We start from the raw sequence: 26,356 nt of genomic DNA, 5'->3' as shown, positions 1-26,356 counted from the left end.
TGTTATATAAGTTTAATTTCACCTTTCTTTCTTAGTTATTGCTAATTTAGTTTTTTCTTATGTTTTTTTGTGAGGTAAGAAGCTAATTTGAAATAAAAACGCTTCTCTAACAGCATGTTGAGAATACTTTGCTATATTTTTTATAAGCATATCGGTGTACATACGATAAATCCATTTAAGTGAATGATGTATGGTAGATAAATATGAGAATGACCAATAGACATATTTTGTGTGTCTTAACTTTTGTTTCCACAAGCTTTCCATTGCAAGCATCCGAAAGTGATTCCCAGCAATATTGGTATGTTGGTGGAGGTGTTGGGATCGGTGATTATGGGGATGTAAAGAATAAAGATGCCTATGACAGTGCGACCACTCGCTTTGCCGGGGATGCACACTTGGGGTTTGCTATAAACAAATACCTTTCTTCTGAACTTAGCTATCAGTACTTAGGAAGTGCGTATGCTAAGTACCCGCAAGGCGAGATCGATGGGGAGTTCCAACAACTTGTGTTGAGTGCCAAAGTTGGTTATCCATTGGATAGCGCTTTTTATCCATATGCACGAGTCGGTGGGGCGGCATGGTTTGGTGAAAGCCGCGGACTTAGAGAGGCGGATGAGCAAGGGTTTGCGCCAGTTATAGGTGCGGGCATCGAATATGCCTTTAGCTCTTCATTAGTGGCTCGGTTAGATTACCAGTACACGGATAGCCTCGGTGATGAGAACGTTGGTTACACTAACCACCATCTGTTGACAGTAGGCTTTGATTGGCGCTTTGGCTTTATAAAAGAGCAAACCGAGGCTGTTGTTGTAATGCCAATAGAAGAGATCGAGATAAAAGAAACAAAAACTTTTGTGTACTCTGAACAAAAACAGAACCACCTTTTTGCGTTTGATTCAAGCCGGTTAAATAACACTGCAGCATTTTCTGATGTTTTGGAATTTTTGGAGCAACACCCTGAAGTTAGTATTGTGATCGAAGGGCATACCGATAATGTTGGCTCTGAGCATTATAACCAACAACTGTCCGAAGACCGCGCTAATGCAGTTAAAGATTACTTAGTCTCTGAAGGAATAATTGAAACGAGAATTTCTACTCTTGGTAGAGGTGAAGAAAGTCCAGTTGCTAATAATGACACCTCGGACGGACGTGCGATGAACCGTCGTATTGAGATTACTATCCCTGATGTTGTTGTTTCTACAGAAACTGAAAGGTAAGAATTTAAAGTTGGAGAAAGTATGCCTAATAGGAAGTTTTTACCATTAATGGTAACCGTTTTAGCAACGATGGTGGTTGGCTGTGACGGAGACGATAAAAAAGACCAGTTTTTAGAACCTGAACAAAAAGTGACTCGTTTGGTTGCATTTCCTCAGGCTTTTGTCTTGAAAAAAGGTCAAGTTCAGAGCGTAAACATTTCGAATTCAGTGTTGGCTGAAAACGTACCTAACTGGAAGTTAACATCGCTAGATGACAAGAGCGAGTTGGGAGAAGTTTTATCCCAAGACGAGCGATCGTTTGACTATTCTGTCGAAAACGCCGGAGTAGGACACTTAAATTATACGGTTAGCGACAGAAATTTAACCTCAAGCTCACAAGTTGTGTTGGCTGTTAATGATGGAAGTACGGTTGGGAATAACCCACCAGTTGCCCAAAATATCACGTTAGAAACAAACGACGGCTCTAATGTTAGCGTGGACTTACGCAACTTTATTTCAGATGAAGATGGCGATACGTTACAAATAACGAGTCTTATCTCTGGAACGGGACGTTTCGTATTGGCTGAAGATGGTTACCAAGTAACCTTTACGCCAGGTGATTATGTTGGAATTGATCAAGCAGTCTATAGTGTTGATGATGGGAAAGGAGGCTACGCTTTAGCGTATATCATTGTAAATGCAGGTGACTCAACCAGCGCCAACACCCCACCGGAAGCGGAAGATCAAGCGGTAACAATGGATGTTGCAGATCAGGCGAACATTAACATCGATTTATCAGATTTGGTGAGCGATGCCGATGGTGATACTTTGGCTGTTGATAATCTATACAGCACCAACAACCGAGCAATATTATCCAGTAATAACAACGTAGTATATACGCCTGGAGATTTTCGTGGTGTCGATCAATTTACTTACAAAGTAACAGATGGACGCGGCGCGAATGCGCTTGCAACCATTACAGTGACGGTAGTTGATTCTGCAGTTCAACCAGAAGAACCAACACTCACAGCTTATCCTCAGACACTCAGTGTGGAACAAGGTGCCTCTGTGATTGTAAACGTCAGTCAATCTGTAACTTTCAATAATATTGATGGATGGGAACTGACGAGTGTTGAAGATGAAACGGGTTTGGGTGTGGTATCGGATGTCAACTCACCATCGTTCAACTATCAAGCACAAACTCCAGGTGTTGCTACCCTAAATTACAGAGTCAATGGTGGTGATTTAGAAAGCATGTCAACCATTATTGTCGTGATTAATGGACCTCCATCTCCGGACAATACACCACCAGTAGCCAAGAATATTGCGTTAACAACAACTAACGATACAAGTGTAAGCGTAAATCTGGCTGACCAAGTGTCCGATACTGATGGTGATGCATTAGTTATTAGTAGCTTGATTTCTGCTTCAGGTAGATTTTCATTGAATGGTGACACAGTTACGTTTACCCCAAATGGTTTTGTTGGCGTGGATCAAGCGTCTTACATTGTTGAAGATGGAAAGGGAGGGTTTGCTTCAGCTTATGTGGTTGTAAACTCGGAAGACTCAAATCCATTATCACCAAATTCACCGCCAGAAGCGCAAGATTATAGTTATGTATTGGATGCAAATGTTCTACCGACTTGGACGTTTGATCTAATAGATTTAAATCTTATTTCTGATGCGGATGGTGATCTATTAACCATTGAAAACATCTACAGCACCGATGGCAGAGCAGTTAAAGTTGGTGATACAGGGATAAGTTATTCTCCCGGTAGTTTCCGAGGGCTAGATCAATTCACCTATACGGTCGTTGATGGCAATGGAGGCACAGCGATTGGCTCAATAAATGTAGCTGTGAATGACTCAACACCAGATAACACAATTCCGACAGCAGGTGCTATTTCTATAACAATGTCAGACACTGAACTTTCGAAAACAATTTCAGTGTCTGGAAGCGTGTCAGATGCCGATGGAGACCCGTTAGAAATAGTTGACCTTATTGCATCCATTGGTGAGGTGAATGTAAATCCGGACAATCCGCTAGAGATAATCTATGAGCCAAATGGCTTTGTGGGTGAAGATAAGTTCGTATACGTGATCAGCGATGGCCAAGGTGGATTGGCAATGGCAACAGTAACGGTCACAGTTGTTCAAAGTAACCCTAACCCACCGGTAGCGAATATTGTACAAATAGAAACTACACCTGATTTAGCAAAAACGGTTGATCTATCTGCTTATATATCAGACAGCGAAACACCAACGTCTGAATTGTTGATTACCAATGTAACGTCAGCAACCTCACCCGCAGTAGTAACATTGAACGGACAATCAATCACGTATACTCCAAACGGATATATTGGTGTAGATACGTTAATATATACAGTATCTGATGGGGAATTGACTGATACTGGTGATATTGTAATTATATCTTCACCAGACGCAGGCCATGACCTCAATGCCAATGACGTCAGTGTGACTACTGACGCCGGTGTAACCGTCGAGATTGACTTAAGTTCACAGATCAGTACATCTGACACAACTGCTGAACCACTAATACTCGTAAGTGCTGTTGGTGCATCTCTAGGTGACGTAGTTATTGATGATGCCAACAAGAAGCTGATCTACACGCCCAAGGTAGGAGACTATGGTAAGGATGTCTTTGTATACAATATTAAAGACAGTCATGAACCAGCTCATTTTGCACAAGGCTTAGTGTCTGTTGATATCTTACCACCACCTCTGCCCGAGATTACATCTCTAACTGTTTCAGGCATACCTACAATTGGCGGCGTGCTCAGTTCAAATGTGATTTGTACAACCTGTAATGCCTCACAGTATGAATATGAGTGGAGCATTGATGGATTGGTTGTTGCGACAACATCAACATATGCATATCAAGCTACAAACCCAGATTTGAGCATTCGCTTAGAGGTCACCGGACGAGACATTTATGGTCAAACGACTTCTGAGTACAGTGTTTACAGAGTTAGCGTCACAACAGAAATCTACTCAGCAAGTCGCTCTTTTGCAGCGCTAAAAAATGATGGCTCTGTAGTTACTTGGGGAACCGGTTTGGGGGCTGACAGTTCTGGTGTGGACTTATCTAGTGAAGTCGAGACGATATACTCAAACCAAACGGACTATGCTGCGCTGAAAAGTGATGGCTCTGTAGTTACGTGGGGAAGAGGGTTTACTGGTGGCGATAGCAGTAGCGTTAGCACTGAGCTTAGTGAGGGTGTAGTTAAAATATATGCAGCAGACTTTGCTTTCGTGGCGATAAAAGATGATGGTCAAGTTGTTACATGGGGTTCTGCCGATGATGGTGGCGATAGTAGTGGTGCTGACCTTACAGGTACCGTGTTGGACATAGCGTCGGTTTCTAGAGGCTTTGCCGCCTTGAAAGAAGATGACACCGTAGAGACATGGGGAAGAGCCTTACCAAACAGAACGAGTGGGGTTGATTACAATACGGGTGTTAAAGAAGTCTATGCCAATGGCGTAGGATTTGTAGGAATAAAATACGATGGAACCCTAAGCTATTGGGGGCAAGGGGATGGCATGACAACCTTCCTAACGTTGGATTTTTCTGCAGGAGTGAAAGACATAATGTCAACGAGCAACTCGTTTCTAACTCTTCTGGGCGACAACTCTGTTTTGGCGTGGGGCTCAAGCAGTCGAGCAGGTGTAATTCCAGCTACAGTTGATACTACCAATGTTAGAAGTGTATATTCAAACACCAATAAATTTGCTCTGTTAAGATGGGACAAAACCGTTTCTTCGTGGCAATTTTCTACTGAAGACACCTTTCCTCTGACATTGACAAATATCGAGACTGTTATTCCCACTAATAGTAACTCTGGTTTCTCTGCTATTGCTGGAGATGGCTCAGTTTATGCTTGGGGAAGCGATTTTACCGATGGACAGGTTTCTGGTGTGAGCCTCCTACCAGACGCAGTAATCAGAGCAACAAATGAGGCTTTTGCTGCGATAGACCAAAATGGAGATGTGGTTACCTGGGGTGACCGAAATAAAGGCGGGCAGGTACCTAACTCTGTAAACGATGAAGGTAATGGTATTCGAAGCCTTTATTCTAGCTTAGACTCATTTATGGTTATAAAAAATGATTGGAGTGTTGAAACATGGGGTACATTATCTGATGATCCCCCTGCATTAGCCCAACCATATATAGCGATAGTCGAAACATCTATTGCGCCTTAGAAAACTCACTCTTAAAAAAAGGAAGCTATTTAGCTTCCTTTTTTATTTTTAATAATTATCTTTATGACACTTTCTTTACATTACTCTTTCATGATTATTTCATATGCTTTTATTTTATGTATTAAGTTAAATCAATTCTTATTGATAATAATATTTAATTTGGTGGGTGATAAACAAGGATATAAAATGAAAGAACTGGAATTTCATCGTAAAAATAAAAAATCAAAGAGAGTGAATAAAGAGGAATTGAGTAAATATAAGGTAAGAAAACGAGTGGAAGAGATATTGGAAGATAGAAAGCTTAGAAAAGAATTTGAGCTATAAGCATAATAGATAGGTTAAATAAGGTACTGTCATTAATTTCAAGTAAGTGGTCAAGGGATTAATATGGATTTTGGATATTATTTAAAAAAACTTAGAATAGCAGAAGGGCTTACACAAAGCGGCTTGGTGGCACGTTTAAATCTATCTGATCAAGAACTACAGCATTTGGATTCAGTCACAATCAGTCGATGGGAACGAGGTATAACTAAACCAAGCATTTCTAAATCGATAAAAGTACTTAGAGTGCTTACTAATGATTTAACACCATACTTAACCAGTTTGGAATATGATGAGAGTAACGATCTGCTAAGGGAAATAGCGAAAGAGAGATTCCACTCTTCAGAGTCGATGTTAACGAGTGCATCATATATGGAACGTTTACAAGAAGGATTACAAAAGAGTTATAAAATCGTTGATTTTTCTTGTAAAACAAGAAGTGTTAGTGCTGAGCTTAGAAATTTTTTAAGCAACGTAAACTTTGATGACACTAAAATTTCTGATATAGATGTTATAGAATATCAAAAAAGTGGAAAATTATTTGCAAAAAAAATAATTGATTCGACGAGTAATCATATGGTAGGTCATTCTATTTCGTTTATCTTTGATCAAAAAGAAATAAAGAACCATTTTTGTAGTCCTTACAAAAGTATACCGTATTCAGCTTCAAAGAAATATAATGAAATTGACAAGTTCGCAATATGTATTGTTAGCCGGTTTTCCCTGTTTGAATCGGTATATTGGATTTTAAATAAGTTGGTGCCTGAATTCATATCATTGAGAGGGAATATACATGACGTCTATTTTTATGTTTTTGATAAGTGGTCAGTCGGTTACATGGCACATCTTGAAGCAGAGTTAGTTGCTTATGATGAGCTTGATGGCAATGGGTTGATTAAAGTGGGTAAAAGTAGATATAGAAATGGTTTATATCGAGTTGACTCTGCGAAATTTTTATCTAAGCAAGAAATATACAAACTTATTTAAAAACAGAAAGCAAAAAAGTACTCACTAATATTTATAGTGAGTACCATATCAATTAATTATATTATTATTTTAGTCATTGAAGCGAGTTTCTATGTCTTAACTTCTATTCTATCTTTATTTTCTATATAGATTACGCAGATTATCCTTAGTAAAGATGTAAAGTTAATAAATTCCATTCCTTCATCTAGAGCTTTAGCATAAATAAAAGATATGAGTTCTCCTCGGCTCAATCTCTCTTTTTCTGAAATCTCATCAAGAATTTCCCAATATTTGTTCTCAAGTCTTATACTGGTAGTTTGCCCCAAGATTCTCACCGAACGTGACCTTGTAGTATATATGTACTGCGGTTCGTCAAAGAAGGACTTTCCAACCATAATCAGCCCTCTGTTTATAATTTTAGCTTTAACTTAACTAATTAAAACTTACCTTATAGTTGTGTAACTTATAAATAGCACAAACGAAAATTATTGTTAATTAAATTAATAGTTAAGAGCATTTAGTTGCTGGTTATGATTCGATAATGAGAGTTTCGTTCTCAAAAATCATTAGTATATATATATATTTTTGTCATTAAAATGATTGTCAGTAATAAGTAAAATTAAACAATTTAATATATATTTACTACCACTATTTATTACTGAGTAAAAATAAATATGTACTACCAACATAGATTAAACTAGCCGTAATCTACTTTCGTACATCAGCTTTATTAATCTATAAGTAAGGGAGGAGGCATAAATATTTTTAAAGAATAAATACGTTTAAAATGTGATTGTTATAAATGTAAAACACTACTTTAATTGTTGTTTTTAAATTAATTTTATGAAATGACACATGCTGTCAATAGGAATAAGTATATTATGATTAAAAATATCCCACTGTTTTTTGTAGCTACGCTGCCGTTAATTTGTGTAGCAAGTGAAGGACCACCGATAGCGGAAATAGAAAACCTTCAAATAGAATGGAGTCATGGTGATGGTAAAATTTTTGCCAATGATAGAATGCAAGCGGGGGCTTTAGTCTCCTTTGATATTCCAGATGGAAGTATTCTGAATAACGGATATCACGCTGCTTTTGGTTTAAGAGAGTATCAAACTTCAGATAACATTTCGTCAGAAGTTAAATTTTCATTAACAGAAAATAGATATTCTCATCTTATCACCAACAAGAAAAAAAATAAAATTCCAAAGAACGATAAGAGTGTCTCAATAGTTTATTTCAATGATGATGAGAAACTTTTATCATTAGAATTGAATAAAGAATCAGAACATCAAACCGTAGATTACTGGATTACCTCGAATAAAGAAAATAATACATACCAGCTATGCCCTGTTATTTATGCCGTAAATGATGATGATCCGTTTGATATGTTTGAAATTGGTGATACGTGTACTGGTAGTGCACAAAATAAAGATCATGTAGAACTAGCTACAATAGCACCGACTAGATATACAGAAAGCGATTTTGATATACATAGTGAGGAACCTTATCATAAAAATTACGCCATTACGAAGCATAGAATGAAGTTCTTTTATGTTGATGAGTATTCTGAAAGGTCAAAAAATTTAGTGTACAAGGATACGCCGACATATACATCTAGTGATGGCTACGTGTCTGCATGGCAGTCCGATCCATCTTTGTTGGTTAACACTAATGAATCAACTTGGGATTCACTTACATATTTGCATTATCCAACCGATAAAACTAGCCAAGTTATAAAGCATTTGGATACGTCCAACTATTGGAGTTCACCTATATCACATCAAAGTACTACGTTATCAACGCCAGCTAAACGTTTGATTAATGTCGTTGGAGTATATTATTGGAATGATGGATTTATGGCTAAAGGTTACCTTTGTGTCGATAAGCCAAGTAATTATCGATGTGGCCATCCAACCACTGGTAGCTCGCTGTATCACTATAACTCTATGTCACGGTTTACTAAGAATACTGGATATGTGGACTTATATGATTACTGGGGGAATCAAGCTACCTTTATTTATGAGAACGCGAATAAAGATTTTGATTCATTAAAAATTGGCTTGATAAAATAAAAACGTAAGCACTCAAATACGAGTGCTTTATTTCATGATTAGTATAATAAATGCGTGTTAAGGAAATAATATGTCTAACGTTACTAGTAATGCGACAAACTTCATCGATAGTACGAGTACAAATGTAGATCCTAGAACAGGTATATTTAATGCTCACATTGATATCACTAAGTTGTTGTCATCTAAAACATCTGGAGCTCCCTATGATTTTTCTATTAGTTATAACTCATCATCAAACTTTGACTTAGGATTTGGTCGTGGTTGGGGGTATTCCTTAAGTTCTTTTAACCTGAAAAGCAAAAGATTGACCTTATCTTCAGGTCAAGTGTTTGAGATAAAGTGGGACGATACTCTAGGCGAATTCATTGCACCATATAGAAAACTAAAAGACATCAAGATACTATACCTTGAAAAAATTGATAATGAGCCGTCATCTATAGTCCTTCATTTCAAGGATGGAACGAGTGAATATATAAGCTATGAAGAAGGAATATTATATAAAAGAGTCTCTTCTAATGGTCTTGTTGTTAACTTTGAGTATGCGAATTCTTATCAACCTAATAGCTTTGGTCTTACTTTATGGAAAATTTCAGACGATAGTGGTCAATCAATTGAGATTGATTGGTGGACCAACGAATATAAAACAACAGTTACTCACAATAGTTTAGGTTCTGTTCTTAAAACTTGCTCGATATTAAAGATAGGTCGGGGAGATTGGAAAGGTCTTGGCTATATTTACTTCGAAGAAGAGCCCTATACTGAGTTTCAATACCGATGGATAGAAAGTTGTAACTATGAAGTTATTGAAAAGGTGATTCATGGTACAGGACTTCAAGAAGAAATTACTTATTTAGATAACGGTCATTCGTTACCAGATGGAGCCCCTATATCAAAGGTTCCTTTCGTTACAAAACATATTTTATATCCTGGTGAAAATCAAAATATTAAAAAAACTTTGTATTATTACACTGACATGAACTACTTAGGGTTCGGCAGTGAGCAAAGTTGGCAAAGCGGAGAAGATACTCTTTTTAAAGCAAAAAGTGATTATAAGTATACAACTAAGGAAGTGATTAATGATACGATTCAAATAGAAAGAACCTTCAATAAATATCATTTAATGGATTTAGAATTACATACTTGTAATGAGAAATTGTTTAAGGAAGTTGTTTATTCCTATTTTGCAGATCTATCAAAAGGTATCGAATCACAGCCTGGGATATATACTCTAACTAAGAGTGAGATATTAAAGTTTTATAATGATGACAATGGCTATAAATCTTTTAAAACAGAATATGATTACGATGACTTTGGTAACCTACTAAAGCAAATAAATACTGATGGTTCAATTATCGAACGTAAATATTACCCTAAAGAAGGTGATTCAGACTGTCCAGAAAACCCCCATGGCTTTGTAGCCCAGCTAAAAGAAGAATCTTTTATTCCAGGATCAAGTCAATTTAATATTAGGAGAAGAAATTTTACCTATACCAGTCTCCCTAGGCTAGACGATAACAGTAGATACTTTGTCCTTTTAGATAGTAGCAGTTCAAATTACAGTAAAATTACAACTAGAAATCATTACTTTGACAATAATGAAAATATTTATACGTATGGACGTGTTAAGACAGTAATCAAAACTATTGAGGGTAAGGAAACATCATACAACTTTGATTATGAGTTTTATGATAACTCTTTAGAAATCAACCTAAACGTATCCAGCTTCGATGGGCTAAACTCAACATCAAGTAACACGATAGATTTACTTTATGGGAATTTGATAAAATCGATAGATAGTGTAGGCGCAGAAATTGTCTACCAATATGATCCATTGGGAATAAAGATTAGTGAGGTTTTTGCTCCAAATACAGACTATGAGGCAACCAGATCTTATAGTTATATAAGAGGAGAAAACCAAAATTCGGTTACAATAATAGAATCTATTGGTAATGTTATGGTTATAAATTTTAATAATGCCGGAAAACATGTTAATAGTTATTTGAATGGAAAAAGAGTTAACTCTATACGCTACGATGCTTTTGGTCAGGCAATAGAAGAAGATGATATAGACTATCTTTCAGACAAGATTATACTTCTTACAACTAAATACAATTATGATTCAAATCGTCAGATTAACAGAGTTGAACATCCAGATGGAAGAATAGAAAACATCGCGCAAGATATCCCTACCCTGACAAGCTTTACGGAAATCGTGGGCTTAGTTAAGGAAAAGGTAAGTTACAATATGTCTGGAAACCCAGTGTTCCGTGAAACTCAAGATATAAATGGTAAATCGGTCTTGAAGTCATCTTATAATTATGATGGCTATCAAAATATCATTTCTATAATCGACACAAATAATCGAGAGACACAATTTGAATATGATGATCTAGACCGTTTAGTCACGACAAAAAAAACAATTGATGGTGTCCTTGTAGCAGAAAGTCTAACTTACCCTACTTTTGTTGAAATGGATACACCAGCTACTATAGCACTAGATAAGAGTATTCTAGGGTCTAGAGCATTCGACGGATTTGGAAGGGTTACAACAGAAGACTCGGCTAAAGGACTACGTCATTGGACATATACGAACGGGAACCCTTTTCCAAATACGGAAATAACACCTACTGGTCAAGTATTATATCCTAAATATGACCTTTATTTGGGCGCTCAAACAAGCCTTGAAGTTGAGAGCGATGAGAAGTTAGCTAGACTATATCAATATGATAAGGCGATAGGAACTCTTAAATCTTCACAAAATATACATGGTGAACATACATTCACCTACGATTCATTTGGGCGAGTGACAAAAGAAGTTGTCACGTTAAATGATAATATCCCTCGTGAAGCAAAATATTCCTATTCACTCCTGGGGAAACTCGAAGAAAAATGGGATTTTTTTAATAATAAGACAGTTTATAAGTATGATGATCTTGGTAGGGTTAAAACTATCAGTCAAGAGATTTTAGGAAATAATTACTGTACGGAAATAACCTATGACCAGTTTAGTAGACCTTACTTTTATACTGTAAAGAATGGAAAAGAAACTTCTGCGACAGTTGAGGTTGTATTTGATTTTTTAGGCATGGAATTAAGTCGTTCTTTTGTGACAAGAGATTATTCAAAAACTATTTCGAATACTTTTAATAGTGATCAGCTTATTTCAAATCGTGTATTTACTGACTCAGAAGGTATCAATATTACTGAATATTATATGTATGATGATATGTTGAGATTGGTTAATTACCGTTGCTCTGGTAATAGTGCTCCAAAAGATGAGTACGGGAATGCGATATCAGAACAAATTTTTAAATATGATACTTATGGTAACATAACCCAGACTACTTCTACATTTGTTGACAAAACCTATAATCAGATGGATCTAATATATGATGAGAAAACCCCAAGTCGTTTAGTTAACATTGTTAACACCCATCAAAGTTATCCTGCCTCAATTGAATTTAATTACGACGCATCAGGTAATTTACTTAATGATGAGCAGGGTTTAAATTATGAATATAACGCCCTCGATCAAATATCTTCTATTACAAATAATAGTAGTACGCTATCGAATTATGGGCATGATGAGTTTGGTCAACTAGTTTCTCAAACAATTGAAGATATTCATACATACCTTTTGTATCAGCAGGGAGAGCTGCGGCATGAAATATCAGAGGGTACTCATACAATTTTGGAGAATGCGGGTTTAACGCTTCGTCGTTGTACCGTAGATAATCAAATTAAACAGGAAGACTTACTGCTACTCGACACCCAAGGTAGTGTTACTACCGAAGTTACAAAACATGAAGATGGCTCTTTGACAACTAAAAGCCACCTTTATACAGCTTATGGTGAAGAGGGAAGATAAAATGAAGAAGAATATATTTAATAAAGTACTGCCGATGATACCTTTGAGCCAAGAAAGGCGTTCATTCATGAAAAAATCTGCAGCTGTCAGTGCTTTAGCGCTGGGAGGTGGCGTGCTAGCACCTAGGCAAGTTCGAGCTCAAACTTCAAACCCCTTACTAGCAAACTCTATAGGTTATACCGGTGAGCGGAGAGACCCCGTAACCGGATGCTATCATCTAGGAAATGGTTATAGAATGTACAATCCAAGGATTATGCGTTTTCATTCAGCAGATAGCGTTAGCCCATTCGGAAGAGGTGGTATAAATTCCTACGCTTATTGTCTTGGTGACCCAGTAAACAGGACAGATCCCAGTGGCCATTTTGCATTACTGAGTATAATAACTGGTGCTATTGTAGGTGCGGTTGTCGGTGCTACAATATCGGCTGCTGCTGAAGGTATCAGGTCTGCAACTTCTGGTCAAAGTTTTGACTGGAAGCAAGTAGGTATTGGGGCGGCATTAGGTCTTATTAGTGGTGGGTTTGGTACAGCTGCAAAAGGAGCTACGACTGGTGTTAAAGTGGGCTTAGCAATCGCAGATTCGATAACTTCAAGTGCTACAGAGTTTGGCCTGAATGTTGCGACGGGTATGCCTACTAAGCAAGCTGGTATTAGTGCTGGTGTTGGTGCTATCGTAGGGCTGGGAAGTTATGGTGTAGGACAGGGCACTACAAGATTTCGTAGACCAACCCAACGTCGTTTACCAATGAGAAGTAATACCAAGCACCCCATGAGTATAGAGGGACAGGGGGCCTACGGCCCTTGGCCTAGAGGATATACTGATAACTTTCGTGATACAGGCGAAGAAGCGATTTTATTGCACGGTGACCCAGATGGTAAAGTATATGTGGGAGAAAGAGCCTATAAAGACCCAGTCACTAATAAGTGGGAGACAGATTATAGTAATCTTACTGCTTTGACGGGGTCTCAACTCGCACAACACATGAAGAATAACGAAGGGATTGATTTGTATAAAGGTTTACCAACATCTCCCGTTCATTTGTTAAGCTGTTATGGAAAACTAGGAGCAGCTCAAGATTTAGCGACAGAGATAGGTCGACCTGTTATTGCTTATTCTAAGCAGCCTACGTGGACTCATAACCTGGACACTATAGAGTCTCCAGCGTTTTCTGTAGGAGCATCTTTTGGTAAGTGGGACCCTCGAGGTTGCTTTTGGGATAGGCATGGTGCTAAGCCAAGAAGATTCACCCCTTAGTTTCGTTATATCAAGAGTTTATTGAACTTTTACTCTTACCGTAAACCACCTGCGTGAGTGGGTGGTTGTTAGCATATATTTCTCCTAAGAGGCTGATATTGTTATAACTTCGTATAGTTTCTCTATATTTGGTTGTGTATGTTTGCTAATCACTGCTTTACATCTTTGCTTTAAGAAAGTAGCAATGCCCCGAAATCTCGGGGCTTTGCGTTTCTTACAAAGTGAGAGCGGCCCCTAACTCATTGTCCTATTGGTCGCGATCACTTGGACCTTTCTACTCAATAGGCTCTGTGCTGCATTCGAGTCTTTTTCAAAGCTTAAAATCGCGTTGGAGAGCTTAGTATTGGCAAGCATAGAAAGTGTCTCGCCTAGCTCCAGTTTTGAGTGAGTGCGGTTTTGCTCTCGCTCGTTTGGATTTATCTGCACCACGGTTCTGCCTAAAAAGTTTCCCTTCTGTACAGACTCAGTCTGGCTATTGCTCTCGATCCAATCGATAGATAAGTGCTTTTGTGTTGGTTGGATGTCATTGGACATAGATTACCTAAACTCTTAAATCCGAGCTCTGAAGCTGAGAGGGCAAAGCTTCCATGGCGATGTGGGCGGATAACAAGTCTTCCCAAGATTCGCTCTGTGTGAGCAGCTCAGCCAGTGCATCTTCAAACAGCTCGTAGTCGAGTGACTCTGCGTGAAGCAGTCTATTTAAACAAAGCTTGTGTCGGTGGTTATCTAAACTAAAAAACAGTTGATGCTCAGACCAATGGTAGTTGAATGCGATAAAAGAACGGTAAAGGTCAGAGTTAACAATTTGTAGATCGACGATCTCAGCTTCTAATTGAAGCATCCCTGTTGTTGGGTGAAAAATCACATGCACTCTTAAGTTGTCATCAAAAGCTAAACCCAATTCGTCTTCAATCAACTGTAATTTAGGTAACCCTATTTGATGAGCAAATTTAAGTAAAACCTCATCTACGATTTGGCGCGCAGACATAGAAGTTATCCTATTTAGAATTTTAAGGGTGAAATTATGGGAAGTGCATTTGAATGTTTATCAATATTGGTTGGATTTTTTTATATAAACGTTTTTTCTATAAGGTTAATAAACAAGTTATTGATGGTGTTGCTTATATCCTTAGTGCATATAAATTTCGCTTATATAATGTTTGATTATGTGCTTGGAACTAATGTCAAATTTTAAAACAAAGTAAATCCAGTTCCATTAAAGGTGTTCTTATTTTTGAGAATTTAATTTTTAATTTATATATGAAATATAGGTTGATCTTTTATATATTTCTGTACCAGAATTGCGACTGTCATTTTTAATAAAAAGATAAGTAGATAGAGTACGCAGTGAAATCTAGAACGCTTATTGGGTTGTTAAGCATTCTGCTTTTGAGCGCTTGCACTCACACCAGTTCCTTAGAAGGCGGTTTTGCGAGTTCTTCCCAAGCCGTGCTGTATGGATGGGTCGCTTTTGATAAGTATATTGCTCCCGTGAGTACATCGGTTGATATTGATGTATGCCAAGTGACTGCAGAACGGTGTATTACTGTCGCAAAGCAGACGTATCAAGGGGTTCAACTACCTGTGCAATACTCTTTTGTTATTGCGCCGATTCAAGCGGGAAAAGGCGAGATGAAAATCCGTGCCGTGTTACGTTCTCAAGGAAAAATCATAGCCAGTAAAGAAGAAGGCTATATTTTTACGCAAGGCAGAGTACATAAGGACTTAAAACTAGAAGCTTACAATAATAACTAGAAAAGTAATCGTTTTCATTTTTTCTATTTTAATAAAAAATTAAGTTGAATGAAGCGAATAATCCAGCGCTTAAACCCTAATTATTATTGGGTTTAAGTCATCGGTTCAGTTCTTCTTTATATGAATATCAGTTGCACTTACTGCAATTTTTATGTTTATATCCCCCGCTTCTGAGAAGTTGGCTAGATAGAATGGTTTAAAAATAAACACTTCGTTTTTTGTGGAAATACCAATATTAATGAAAGTAGGCTTAAATATTAGTACTTTCATTTATTCTAATATAATAAGAGCTTTGGTTGTTTGAGTATCACTAGTTATAAGTTGAACTTTAGCAAAAGCTTATTAATTCTCGAGAATATCACATAACAATATCGAGACGTTTTTCCAAGATTATTTTTTGCTGCTACAGGCATTTTTTGAGCTATTTATAATTTATTCGGGGAGTATGGTCGTGCTATCGCACCTATGCTCTTTTCTTTGCTTCTTTAATTGACATCGTTTTGATTACACATCCGCGTGTACGTTTTCGTATTGGGTGTGAGTCAGGCTATGGCATTTCTCTAGTGGGATTAGAGAAATTAGAATTATGAAGGGTAGAAAATGGATGTGTTAGGCCAACTAAACACAGAAAGGGTCAACTCGCTATCGCGAAAAATCCATAGTACTTGCTACTATGAAAAATACGATGAAGTATTTCATTCTCGCCAGTCTCACATTGTTGTCGTTCACAATGGACAATTGAGAGTTCAGACGGGGGACTGCACGTTAGATGTGGTCGCTGGTTGTGGGGTGTATCTCTCTCAAGGGGATTACTTACTAGAATACACACCAGTAGATGGCCAATATACGGCGTCAGTGATCGAATTCGACAATGAACTTGTCAGTCAATTTTTGCAAAAGCACAGTGATTTACTGATGTCGCTACCAAAAGTTGAGAACGTTCAGTCTGGATTGTTCCCGTTTACTTTCAATTTGTTGATAGAGCAGACCTTATCAGGGATGAAGACGCTAGAAGAGCAGTCTTATCCTGACACCATCATGCGCTTAAAATACGAGGAAATGCTCATCTTATTGCTCCACGGTGAGCAAGGTGAGAACCTGTATGCGTTATTATCACAGCTGACCAACAAAACCTCAGACAGACTGCGTCGCTTTATGGAACTCCATTACCTGAAGGAGTGGAAGCTGACGGACTATGCTCAAGAGTTTGGCGCGAGCCTGACGACGTTTAAAGAGCTCTTTAATGAGCACTATGGCGTTTCTCCTAGAGCGTGGATCAGTGAGCGCCGTTTGCTGCATGCCCATAAGTTATTGCTTACCAGCAAAATGAGCATTGTCGACGTCGCAATGGAAGCGGGCTTTTCTAGCCAATCTTACTTTACGCAAAGCTACCGACGCCGTTTTGGAACGACACCAAGTCGTGTACGTTCTGGGGATGAACAAGTCGCTATTGCTAAGTGAAATGTCTGACGACTAAAATTTTCTGACTAATTTTGAAAGGCATCAACTGGCGTAAACTCTATTATGCTCAGCGTAACAACGAACAAAACTATTACCTCTACTTCCTTCTGGATTGTTCGAAGTAGATGCGGAGAACAACACCAATGAAAAAGCTGCATTGGCGACGCCGTTCGCTTTTTCCTAACAACATTGTGACGCAAAGGAAGGTCACTGTATTGCAGAGAGGCGCAAGATACGAAGGTTTAACCCAATCATCGCAAGTGCCCAATGTTGTTAATGTCAATCACCGACAACTGCTTAGTGAAGACGTTCTGAGTTCAGAACAATTGTCTTTGCTACAACGTTTGCTTGACCGCAATGTCGTTGATTGCTTATGTGCAAGCCAAGTGGTGAAAACCTATCAAAGGTTTGGTACCTCTTTAGACCGGTTTGCCATGCGCCTCTTTCTCGAGGTGGGTGGGCAACTGAGTGATAATCACGTGTTGAGCTCTTTTGAGCAAAGGCTGGATTACATTAACAGCCGATTAGGGTTTCGCTTCAATTTGGCGTCACCTAAAACGCTGATTCTTTCAATGTATTTAACCCTGAATGAATGGGTGAACCGAAAGACAGATCAGACGGTGTTACATGACACCATAAAGCTAGAGCAGTTGATCAATCAGCTGAGTATTCAAAAAGAGTACTGGTTGAGGCTCTCGACAGAAGAGAACAGTGCGATTTTTGCAGAGCAGCAATTGGCATTGATTCAGAGTCAGCAGAGTGAACTGTATGAGCAGCTTGATGTTCTCAATGAACAACAAAATCAGGCGGTTGAATCCCACCGAGCCATGGTCGAGGAGTGGAAACCAACGCTTGATAAGCTCAAAGGTTTATCTCAGCACGGTGAGACCTCAGATAAGTTTATCTCTGAATGGAAAGTCTGGTGTGGCGAAGCTCGAGTGCAAGCGCCGGAACTCAACGACGTGTGGGACGCTTGTGACCTTGTGTACAGCGACTTAAATGCGGTTGCGAAGATTTGGCAGTGGTTTCAAGACATGCACACTGTTGGCAATGTGGATCACTACTATTTTGATATTCAGAGTAACCAGTGCGGTCAAGCTTGTAACCATCTCAGCCAGATTTAAATAGAGCTAAATATGTTAGATCAAATGATGAAATCCCTCGCGGCAACGCTTGGGGTTGGGGATTTTATTGCCTCAAATAATGGTTCCTATGATATCGAAGTCGACCAGATGCTGCTTAACATTCGGCAGCATTCATCATGGGTCTTGTGGGAAACCGTGCTCCCATTTCAGTTTGAACAGCACCTCGATTACCAAAAAGAGCAGACGCTCAAACATTGTATGCAGCTCTCTTTGAAGACACTGCGCGACACGAGCAGCACACTTACGGTGAATGATAACGAACAGTTGATTGTGCAAGGAAAGATGAATATGGAAAGCGTTACCACAGAAGCATTATGCGCCCAGCTCTCCCAGCATGTGAATTTGGTGGAGCAGTTTAGTGGTGTGCTAGAGCACCAACGCGTTAACCATACCGTCAGCCACAGTATTTGGATTCCATAATGCTTGCCGTTTTAAAAAAACAACTACGCCGACTTGTTTGGTCTGTTGCATGTACTTTGAGTTTGTTGGCGGCATTGCCTTTACACGCATCAGAGTTGAATTGGCCTGATCAGCCGTTTCGTTACTATGCCGACAATGACTCTTTAAAAGAACTATTGAATAACTTTGGCGCTAACTATCGCGTTTCGGTGTCGGTCAGTGACAAGGTAAACGATCGAGTTAGTGGTCGATTTACGCCAGAAGACCCAGCCGAGTTTCTTGATTATCTAGCACAGGTCTACAACCTGATGTGGTATTTCGATGGCGCGGTGTTGCATGTGTACAAAGCGACGGAAACCCGTTCACGACTGTTACAGCTTGAACTTCTTACTGCCCGTGAGCTACGAAGTACTCTGATATCAACAGGGATTTGGGACTCTCGCTACGGTTGGCGTGCGGCAGAGAACAAAGGGCTGGTTTACTTAGCGGGGCCACCTAGATACGTTGATTTGGTTGTGCAAACGGCCGAAGCGCTGGAAAGCCGATTGGTTCAAAAGTCGAACTCTACCGATGAACTGTTTGTTGAAATTATTCCTTTGAAATATGCCTCAGCGACGGACAGAGAAATCACTTATCGCGATCAAGCGGTGACGGTGCCGGGCATTGCATCGGTATTAAGCCGAGTATTGTCGGGCGTTCAAACTCAGATCAAGGCAACCAAAGAGAGTGAAGAAGCGGACATCAATACGGCTGCAACCACGACGAAGAATGTTTCTGTACACGGCGGTGCGTCGGTTGAAGCAGAGCCAGGTTTAAACGCCATCATAGTGCGTGATACGCAAGCGCGTCTGCCTTTGTACCGCAAGTTAGTCGCTCAGTTGGATCAGCCACAGTCACGAATTGAAGTGGCACTCTCGATTGTCGATATCAGCGCTAATGATTTGAGCCAATTGGGTGTGGATTGGCGAGCGGGTATCGAGGTCGGTAACAACAGTATTTTAGACATCAAAACCACAGGTGACGTTGATGGTGGTGATGTGACGTTAGGTAGCGGGCAGACTTTTAAGTCACTGCTTGATGCGACCAACTTAAACTACTTGTTGGCTCAAATTCGTTTGTTGGAATCTCAAGGTAGCGCTCAAGTCGTGTCTCGACCGACTTTGCTAACTCAAGAAAACGTTGAAGCGGTCCTAAACAACAGCAGCACGTTCTACGTCAAGTTGATTGGTAAAGAAACTGCAGCGCTTGAAGAAGTGACCTACGGCACCTTACTGCGTATCGTCCCACGCATCGTCGGAGACCGATTTGTTGAAAGACCAGAAATCAACCTGAGTTTGCATCTTGAAGATGGTGCGCAAATTCCAGATGGCGGTGTTGATGATGTGCCATCTATCCGAAAAACAGAGATCAGCACGTTAGCGACCGTGAAGCAAGGTCAGAGCCTACTCATCGGTGGTGTATACCGTGATGAAATCAGTCATCAACTGCGTAAAGTGCCTTTGTTAGGGGACATTCCATACCTTGGTGCCTTGTTTAGAAGTACGACCGATACCACCAGAAGAACGGTGCGCATGTTCATTATTGAGCCGAGAATTGTTGTCGATGGCATTGGCGACAACGTGCTTATCGGTAATGAGTATGACTTGAGGCCGAAGCTCGGCACCTTGAACAATATTTCAAATAACAGTGTAGATCTGAAATCGGCACTCGCGCTCTACAGCTGTACATCTCAAGTACAAGCGGAGCGTCATCAACAAGATCTATTGTCACAGGGCAAATCTTCGCTGTTATCACAATGCGAGCTGCCTTCAGGGCAAAAAGGATGGCGAGTGCAAATCAAAGAGTGTGATGGCTCAGAGAATCATTGCGTTCGACCATTAGAGGAGCAATAGCCTCAATGCAGCAATGGAAAATTCGTATTCTCTCTGGTGTTCATGCCGGAGTAGAGGTGACCTTACCCAATGATTCGTTGGTGTTGGGGAGCGATGACTTTACCGCCGACCTTGTGTTGACCGATTCGGACATCAAGGCGAGTCACCTTGTATTGGTGTGCGATGGCGATACCGTCTTACTGCGTGATTGTGATGAGGTTTCGATCAATAGCGAGAGCGTTACCGTTGACGCTAATGGGATTGAATTATCACGCAGTGCCTTGGTTTCGGTTGGCCGATTAACGTTTGCGGTAGGGCATCTTGAAGATGACTTGGCGATCGATATCATGACGGAAGCCGCAGATAAACAAGCGGCACCGGTCAGCCATAAACCGTCATCAGGTTGGAAGAGAACAGTTTTGATCGGCTTGATGTGCAGCCTGATTCCAAGCGTGATATTTGCCGGTGTTTGGTATAGCCAAATCCGAGCCAGCGACAGCGATGCCATCACGGAAGCGGAGCCCATCGTTTTAGTGCGCAATATTCTGAGCGAATTGAAACTCGATGATGTGCGAGTTGAATGGAATGCCACGGCAAGGCAGGCAGTACTGGAAGGGTACGTCGAGGATAGAACCGCAAAACTGCAACTGTTGGGAAGAATTGACGCGCTAGGGATCAACTACAAAAGTGACCTGCGAACCATGGAAGAGATTCGTCGTGGCGTGCGCTTTATCTTGCGTAACCTCGGTTATCACCAAGTCAAAGTTGAGAATGGTGAAGAGACTGGCACGCTGCTCTTAACGGGGTACATCGATGACGCGAGCCGTTGGAGCCAAGTCGAGCAGATATTAGAACGCGATGTCCCGGGGCTGGTCGCTTGGAAGGTCGAACTGCAAAGAGCGGGCGCCTATATGGATACGCTCAAAGCCTTGCTTGAAAAAGCAGAGTTACTAAAGAAAGTTCAGTTAGTAACAAGTGGCGATCGTATTGAAGTACGCGGTGAGTTGGACGATATCGAGACCACTCGCTTTTATGGCGTAACGAGGGATTTCCGTGAGCAGTATGGCGAGAAACCTTATTTGGTTTTGAAGTCCATTCCCAAAGTAAGCAAGGGAACCAACATCGATTTTCCGTTTCGTAGCGTGAATTTCGGCCAAGTCCCTTATGTGATTCTTACGGACAATGTTCGTTACATGGTTGGGGCTCGCACCCCTCAAGGGTATCGCATTTCTAGCGTCACTCCATCAGGAATAGAGCTGGTGAAAGGCGGGCGAGTGATCACGATCGATCTAGGGTATGAAGGTGGAAATACCAATGACAAATCTTGAACAACTACTACAAAGCGACTCAGGGCAGGAACAGAAAGAGGCCATTGTCCTCAAGTTCAAGCAAGCGCAATCTGCAGTTAAGCGCCAGCTCGACCTTGGCTGTGCCCCCCATGAATATCAGTTGCTACTCAAACAGCATGAAGCCTACCAAGCGGCTCTAGCTGTGATTGAAACTGTCGAATGCAATAAATAACCAAGAGGCGATACCTATGTCATTTTACGATGCGAGTAACAGTGTTTATCTCGATGATGTTAAAGCGAAACTAGAAGAACAAGCAAAAGCGGCGAATGAAGCCGTGAATGAAGCGATCAAAAACCTAGAAACCAACGCTGACGACCCATCAAAGCTGGCTGAATTGCAGCACACCATCAACAAATGGTCGGTGGTTTACAACATCAACGCGACCACGACTCGTGCTATCAAGGATGTGATGCAGTCGATTCTGCAGAAGGTGTAAGTTATGGAAAAAGACATGCGTTTGCTGCTGGCCGAAACGGCTTTGATGGCAACCGGTATGCATCGCCACGAAGAGGCAGAGACAATTGCGTCTTGCCTCGAATCCCAAGGGGATACCGAAGAAGTCGTGGCAATGATTCGCTCTATGAGTTTGATGAATCGTGGTCGCTACGAAGAGGCGCATCGCCTGCTTGAACCTGTGTGCGTGAACTCGCCTGACTTAGTCTGCTTAGCGGCTCTGGCGGCGGGTAAAGCAGGGTTAGCGAGCAAAGCGGAATCTTGGCTGGCGATGGCTTCAAAAGGCAGTGAAGAAAGCCAAGCCTTTGCAACGAGCTTCTCTCAGGATATCAGGAACCTTTAATGAAGGTTGAAAACAACTCGCTCAACTATGTGCTCAGTCAGGTTCAGCAGCCAGCCAAAGTTGATCCGCATGAGGCAAATAAGATGAGCCGTTTGATGAGTGAAAGTGCATCAGAAAGCAATTCATCAAACAAGAGCGCATCGCCAGTGCAAAAAAGCACGGACATCGTCTCTCAGTCTGAGGCCAAAGTGACGGCAATTAAAGAGTGGTATGAAGCGCTCAAGAGTTCCGGAAACTTTAGCTCAGCGGCACTTAAGCGCTCACTTGACGGAGCGCTTACTTCTCCAAGCGAGCAGAAAGAGGCGTTGTGGTATGCACTTAGCCAGGAAAGAAGCGTAAAAGGCACCGATAAAGCGTCTCCAGAATTACTGGCTTCACTCGAACAAGAGTTACTGGGCAGCTTTTCTGGACGTTTGCTCGCCGATCCTCCAAAAGACCGTGAGGAGCTAAAAGTGCTGCTGTCTGAGCATTTCCCTCTGGGGGCGCAAAAGGAACAAGCACTTTGGCATAGCTGGGCCGAGTTGAAAGACATTCCTGATCAAGAGCCATTGTTAGACATGGTTCGGGAAGAGTTGAGTTTTGTTATACAAATCAACTCGATGGTCAAAAACATGCTGACTTACAGCCACAAACTAGAGCTCTCATAGGAACGCAGATGATCAATACGCAGTACACCGAAGTCATGCAGACGAATCTAGAGCAAGTGCAAGATGCGCAAGCTCAGGATGGGCTTAGCGAACGTTTCGAGCAAGCGATGTTGGCCCCGGAAGGAAACAATGGTTTAGAAGGTGGTTTGTTAGAAAACATAAGCGAACTGAAAAATACCATCGATAACGCAAAAAGCAGTTTAACCGACAGTATGAAAATGGTGGGTGACGATCCTGCTCAGCTTTTGCAAATGCAATGGGCGTTGACTCGAATTACCTTTCAAGAGGAACTGATCGCCAAGACGGTAGGTAAAACGACGCAAAACGTAGAAACACTGTTAAAGGCACAGTAGTCACAATGAAGTCAGTCATCACAAGAAAAACAATGCGTGCAGTAAGCATGTTACTGGTTCTATTTTTGGTGGGTTGTCAGACCGAACTTTACACCGGTGTAAGCCAAAAAGAAGGCAACGAAATGTTGTCAATCTTACTTTCTGAAGGCGTCGTCGCCACCAAAGAACCGGATAAAGACAACACCGTCAAGTTGATGGTAGATAACGCACAAATTGCGTTTGCGGTTGATGCGCTTAAGCGCAAAGGTTACCCAAGAGAGCAGTTCTCGACACTTAAAGAAGTCTTCCCGAAAGACGATCTGATTTCGTCTCCGCTTGCCGAGCGAGCGAGACTTATTTACGCGAAATCGCAAGAGCTGTCGTCCACATTGTCACAAATTGATGGGGTGTTGGTCGCTCGCGTTCACGTGGTACTTGAAGACCAAAATCTTCGTCCTGGTGAGCGCCCAACGCCAGCATCGGCATCTGTATTTATCAAACATGCCGCGGATGTCGCGTTGGACTCTTATGTCCCTCAGATTAAGCTGTTAGTAAACAACAGTATCGAAGGGTTGAACTACGATCGTATTAGCGTGGTGATGGTGCCATCTTCGGAAGTTCGTGTGACGTCTCAAGGTAATCAATTCGAAAGCATTCTGTCGATTCAAGTGACCAAAGACACCGCAAGCCATCTGATTGCTATCCTTGTTTTCTTGGTACTGCTGATCATTGGCTCTAACGCAGCAACGTTTGCTTGGTGCCGTAGGAACGTGAAACGTGGTTAATTCCGAAACGCCAGTTTCCCAAATTCAGCATCAGTTTAACTATTGCCCTTGCAGTTATATTGACGAAAGTTGGGTAATGGAAAAACAGCCTTGGTTGTTAAAACTCCAAGGCTGGAGAAACCAAGCGGCCATCAATCAGTGGTGTATTGAAGACTGGGCGTTGTCGCCAATTACGGATCATGCTTTTAATCATCCATACAACAGTCTGGCTTTACTGCCTGTAGAGGCAACAAATCGGCTGCTGTTGATGATTGGCGGAATCATGCATTGCCAAGCGATGCGCCAAGTGGTGCTAAAGCAACCTAAACAATGTCTTAATCAGGTCTTTGGGGTGGATGAAACGCGTTTTTTGATCCAACAAGGGCCGATGATGATTTCCAACTGGCCCAGCGGTTGGCAAAAGCCACTGCCAACCAGACTCGATGAAAAAAGCTTTGAAAAGGCAGCCCGAGAGCTGGGTTATTTATGGGTCACGTTCTTACTGGCAAAGTCACCATCAGAGCTAGTGCAACGATGGCAATTTAAGCTCGATCGTCAACTGACGCTGACGGATCGCAGTGCAGATTGGTTGGATGACGCGCATCGTGATCTCGCATATCGACTTATCAAGAAAATCGCAAAACAGGTAATTCCTCAATGGTTTCATTTGTTGAAATAAAAACCGACAACTTGCAATTGGCGCCGGGCTTAAAAGTGCTCAAAGCAAAAGACTATGTGAGTTACTTAGATTCGCAGCATTTGGTTGAGGCGGCGCACTCAAAAGCAGAAAGTATCATTGCGAAAGCGGACGAAGCCTATGAGCTAGAGAGGCAGCGAGGTTATCAGGACGGCATCGATCAAGCGAAGATCGAGAACGCCGAAACCATGCTGGCAACACTTGCTCGATGCAACGAGTACTATTTGCAGGTCGAGCAAAAAATGACAGGCGTTGTGCTCGATGCCGTCAGAAAGATCATCAACAGCTTTGATGATGTGGATACCACTGCAAGTGTCGTGAGAGAGGCGCTCCAGCTTGTCAGTAACCAAAAGCAAGTGATTCTTCATGTGCATCCAGAGCAGGTTACTGAAGTGCGGGAGAAGGTTTCCTCCATACTCAGTGATTTCCCTGAAGTGGGGTACGTTGAAGTCATTGCCGATGCGCGTTTAAAAAACGGCGGCTGCATACTGGAGACCGAGGTCGGTATTATCGATGCGAGTATCGACGGTCAGCTGCAAGCGCTCAAGCAAGCTATTACCAAGCAATTGAGCGAACGCCAGCAGATACAGCCCTAACGCGTTTATTTTTGCTCTCCGAAAGTCCAGCCATGCTGGGCTTTTTTTAGGTCATCATATGCCTTGTTCTAAACGGCTTAAAATGAAAAAAAGCCGACCATATCTAGCATATTCCCCCATCCGAATTCAGCATAATCACTCCATCAGCCAACACTCTGCTCTTATCTAAACCGCAGAGATGTAAATACAAAAATAGGAATGTAAACCAGATGGTCAACGGATTTATATCGACCCTTCTAAACGACTTTGCAAAGCGTTGCCAAATAGAAACGCTGGAATTTGATGAAGAAGGCTGTTGTCGCTTAATTATTGATAACGAAGTGGCGATTACACTTCGAACAAATGAAGAGAAGCTGACGCTTATTGGCTTAATTTCCGGTGAGAAACCACATCCCGATGTTTATTTTCAACACATGAAGGCAGCATTAACCAAAGATGAGCCCTACGTATGTTGGGATGAAGGTGCTGGCTACATCGGTTTTATTCACATTCATCAAACGATGTTAACTGAGACATATTTTGAAGCGTCGATTGTTCAGCTTGTGGACTGGCTAAAACAGTCAGCAACGGCTCAAGAGCCAGCGACGCAAGAACAAACACAGACAATAGATGCGGCTCAATTTGCCACACTAAGGGTATAAATG

At 41.1% G+C, this 26,356-nt stretch carries 25 protein-coding genes; 22 read left to right on the top strand and 3 right to left on the bottom strand.

Going from position 1 to position 26,356, the window contains the following annotated elements:
* Positions 1–203: 203 nt before the first annotated feature.
* The 4 genes from ITG12_RS05600 to ITG12_RS05585 all read left to right on the top strand — a co-directional run bounded on the left by ITG12_RS05600 (position 204) and on the right by ITG12_RS05585 (position 6,722).
* Positions 204–1,214: an OmpA family protein gene (locus ITG12_RS05600; protein ID WP_219822483.1), complete on the top strand. Its 1,011-nt coding sequence runs from the start codon at positions 204–206 to the stop codon at positions 1,212–1,214.
* 21 nt (positions 1,215–1,235) lie between these two features.
* Entirely contained in the window at positions 1,236–5,414 is a 4,179-nt protein-coding gene (locus tag ITG12_RS05595) for a tandem-95 repeat protein (RefSeq protein ID WP_248873820.1), read from the top strand.
* A gap of 186 nt (positions 5,415–5,600) precedes the next feature.
* Positions 5,601–5,738 (top strand): hypothetical protein, encoded by a 138-nt coding sequence (locus tag ITG12_RS05590; protein ID WP_160167704.1) that lies wholly within the window; start codon positions 5,601–5,603, stop codon positions 5,736–5,738.
* Positions 5,739–5,801: 63 nt separating this feature from the next.
* Complete coding sequence (locus tag ITG12_RS05585) at positions 5,802–6,722, top strand: helix-turn-helix domain-containing protein (RefSeq protein ID WP_248873819.1); 921 nt, start codon at positions 5,802–5,804, stop codon at positions 6,720–6,722.
* A gap of 89 nt (positions 6,723–6,811) precedes the next feature.
* On the opposite strand, the gene ITG12_RS05580 is transcribed toward ITG12_RS05585, so the two are convergent.
* Positions 6,812–7,096, bottom strand: a complete 285-nt coding sequence (locus tag ITG12_RS05580) for a ribbon-helix-helix domain-containing protein (RefSeq protein WP_038876005.1) — start codon at positions 7,094–7,096, stop codon at positions 6,812–6,814.
* Between the two features lie 486 nt (positions 7,097–7,582).
* Between ITG12_RS05580 and ITG12_RS05575 the strand changes: the two genes are divergently transcribed.
* The 3 genes from ITG12_RS05575 (at position 7,583) to ITG12_RS05565 (ending at position 13,899) form a co-directional block, all read left to right on the top strand.
* A complete protein-coding gene (locus tag ITG12_RS05575) occupies positions 7,583–8,776 on the top strand; it encodes a hypothetical protein (protein WP_038876007.1) in 1,194 nt (397 codons plus the stop codon).
* A 70-nt stretch (positions 8,777–8,846) separates the two neighbouring features.
* Entirely contained in the window at positions 8,847–12,644 is a 3,798-nt protein-coding gene (locus ITG12_RS05570) for an RHS repeat domain-containing protein (protein ID WP_248873818.1), read from the top strand.
* Between the two features lies 1 nt (position 12,645).
* Positions 12,646–13,899: an RHS repeat-associated core domain-containing protein gene (locus ITG12_RS05565; protein WP_248873817.1), complete on the top strand. Its 1,254-nt coding sequence runs from the start codon at positions 12,646–12,648 to the stop codon at positions 13,897–13,899.
* A gap of 234 nt (positions 13,900–14,133) precedes the next feature.
* Here ITG12_RS05565 and exsE2 read toward each other — a convergent pair whose 3' ends face one another.
* The gene (exsE2, locus tag ITG12_RS05560; protein WP_248873816.1) at positions 14,134–14,433 is read right to left on the bottom strand and encodes a T3SS regulon translocated regulator ExsE2; all 300 of its coding nucleotides are present in this window, start codon (positions 14,431–14,433) and stop codon (positions 14,134–14,136) included.
* A 7-nt stretch (positions 14,434–14,440) separates the two neighbouring features.
* Positions 14,441–14,887 (bottom strand): CesT family type III secretion system chaperone, encoded by a 447-nt coding sequence (locus ITG12_RS05555; protein ID WP_005537110.1) that lies wholly within the window; start codon positions 14,885–14,887, stop codon positions 14,441–14,443.
* A gap of 359 nt (positions 14,888–15,246) precedes the next feature.
* Here ITG12_RS05555 and ITG12_RS05550 point away from each other — a divergent pair, with 359 nt between their 5' ends.
* The 15 genes from ITG12_RS05550 to ITG12_RS05480 all read left to right on the top strand — a co-directional run bounded on the left by ITG12_RS05550 (position 15,247) and on the right by ITG12_RS05480 (position 26,353).
* Positions 15,247–15,654, top strand: coding sequence for a YscW family type III secretion system pilotin (locus tag ITG12_RS05550; RefSeq protein WP_061034975.1), 408 nt, complete (start codon positions 15,247–15,249; stop codon positions 15,652–15,654).
* Between the two features lie 600 nt (positions 15,655–16,254).
* Positions 16,255–17,115 (top strand): AraC family transcriptional regulator, encoded by an 861-nt coding sequence (locus ITG12_RS05545; RefSeq protein WP_248873815.1) that lies wholly within the window; start codon positions 16,255–16,257, stop codon positions 17,113–17,115.
* Between the two features lie 143 nt (positions 17,116–17,258).
* Positions 17,259–18,239, top strand: a complete 981-nt coding sequence (locus tag ITG12_RS05540) for a T3SS regulon anti-activator ExsD domain-containing protein (protein ID WP_283102924.1) — start codon at positions 17,259–17,261, stop codon at positions 18,237–18,239.
* Positions 18,240–18,251: 12 nt separating this feature from the next.
* Positions 18,252–18,680 carry a YscB family type III secretion system chaperone gene (locus ITG12_RS05535; RefSeq protein ID WP_038866855.1) on the top strand — a complete coding sequence of 143 codons (429 nt, stop codon included), beginning with the start codon at positions 18,252–18,254 and terminating at the stop codon, positions 18,678–18,680.
* Positions 18,680–20,551: a type III secretion system outer membrane ring subunit SctC gene (gene sctC / locus ITG12_RS05530; protein ID WP_104046797.1), complete on the top strand. Its 1,872-nt coding sequence runs from the start codon at positions 18,680–18,682 to the stop codon at positions 20,549–20,551. The genes ITG12_RS05535 and sctC overlap by 1 nt, the downstream gene beginning before the upstream one ends.
* Positions 20,552–20,556: 5 nt before the next feature.
* Entirely contained in the window at positions 20,557–21,858 is a 1,302-nt protein-coding gene (sctD, locus tag ITG12_RS05525; protein WP_248873813.1) for a type III secretion system inner membrane ring subunit SctD, read from the top strand.
* Positions 21,845–22,051, top strand: a complete 207-nt coding sequence (locus ITG12_RS05520) for an EscE/YscE/SsaE family type III secretion system needle protein co-chaperone (protein ID WP_005426287.1) — start codon at positions 21,845–21,847, stop codon at positions 22,049–22,051. The genes sctD and ITG12_RS05520 overlap by 14 nt, the downstream gene beginning before the upstream one ends.
* A 16-nt stretch (positions 22,052–22,067) precedes the next feature.
* A complete protein-coding gene (gene sctF / locus ITG12_RS05515; RefSeq protein ID WP_005426103.1) occupies positions 22,068–22,316 on the top strand; it encodes a type III secretion system needle filament subunit SctF in 249 nt (82 codons plus the stop codon).
* Positions 22,317–22,319: 3 nt separating this feature from the next.
* On the top strand, positions 22,320–22,676 hold the full coding sequence (locus tag ITG12_RS05510; protein ID WP_005426289.1) for a YscG family type III secretion system chaperone: 357 nt from the start codon (positions 22,320–22,322) through the stop codon (positions 22,674–22,676).
* The gene (locus ITG12_RS05505) at positions 22,676–23,323 is read left to right on the top strand and encodes a YopR family T3SS polymerization control protein (RefSeq protein WP_248873812.1); all 648 of its coding nucleotides are present in this window, start codon (positions 22,676–22,678) and stop codon (positions 23,321–23,323) included. Before ITG12_RS05510 ends, ITG12_RS05505 begins: the two co-directional genes overlap by 1 nt.
* Positions 23,324–23,331: 8 nt before the next feature.
* A complete protein-coding gene (sctI, locus tag ITG12_RS05500; protein WP_005426285.1) occupies positions 23,332–23,676 on the top strand; it encodes a type III secretion system inner rod subunit SctI in 345 nt (114 codons plus the stop codon).
* 17 nt (positions 23,677–23,693) lie between these two features.
* Complete coding sequence (gene sctJ, locus ITG12_RS05495) at positions 23,694–24,440, top strand: type III secretion system inner membrane ring lipoprotein SctJ (RefSeq protein WP_029388702.1); 747 nt, start codon at positions 23,694–23,696, stop codon at positions 24,438–24,440.
* On the top strand, positions 24,433–25,098 hold the full coding sequence (gene vscK / locus ITG12_RS05490; RefSeq protein ID WP_248873811.1) for a SctK family type III secretion system sorting platform protein VscK: 666 nt from the start codon (positions 24,433–24,435) through the stop codon (positions 25,096–25,098). The genes sctJ and vscK overlap by 8 nt, the downstream gene beginning before the upstream one ends.
* Positions 25,077–25,712, top strand: coding sequence for an HrpE/YscL family type III secretion apparatus protein (locus ITG12_RS05485; RefSeq protein WP_005426171.1), 636 nt, complete (start codon positions 25,077–25,079; stop codon positions 25,710–25,712). Before vscK ends, ITG12_RS05485 begins: the two co-directional genes overlap by 22 nt.
* Before the next feature lie 209 nt (positions 25,713–25,921).
* On the top strand, positions 25,922–26,353 hold the full coding sequence (locus tag ITG12_RS05480) for a CesT family type III secretion system chaperone (protein WP_248873810.1): 432 nt from the start codon (positions 25,922–25,924) through the stop codon (positions 26,351–26,353).
* Positions 26,354–26,356 lie beyond the last annotated feature (3 nt).

Origin of the sequence: Vibrio sp. ED002 (assembly GCF_023277445.1) — a bacterium.
In the GTDB taxonomy this organism is placed as follows: Bacteria; Pseudomonadota; Gammaproteobacteria; order Enterobacterales; family Vibrionaceae; genus Vibrio; species Vibrio jasicida.
Note: the sequence above shows the minus strand (reverse complement) of the source record. Positions and strands in the feature narration are given on the sequence as shown.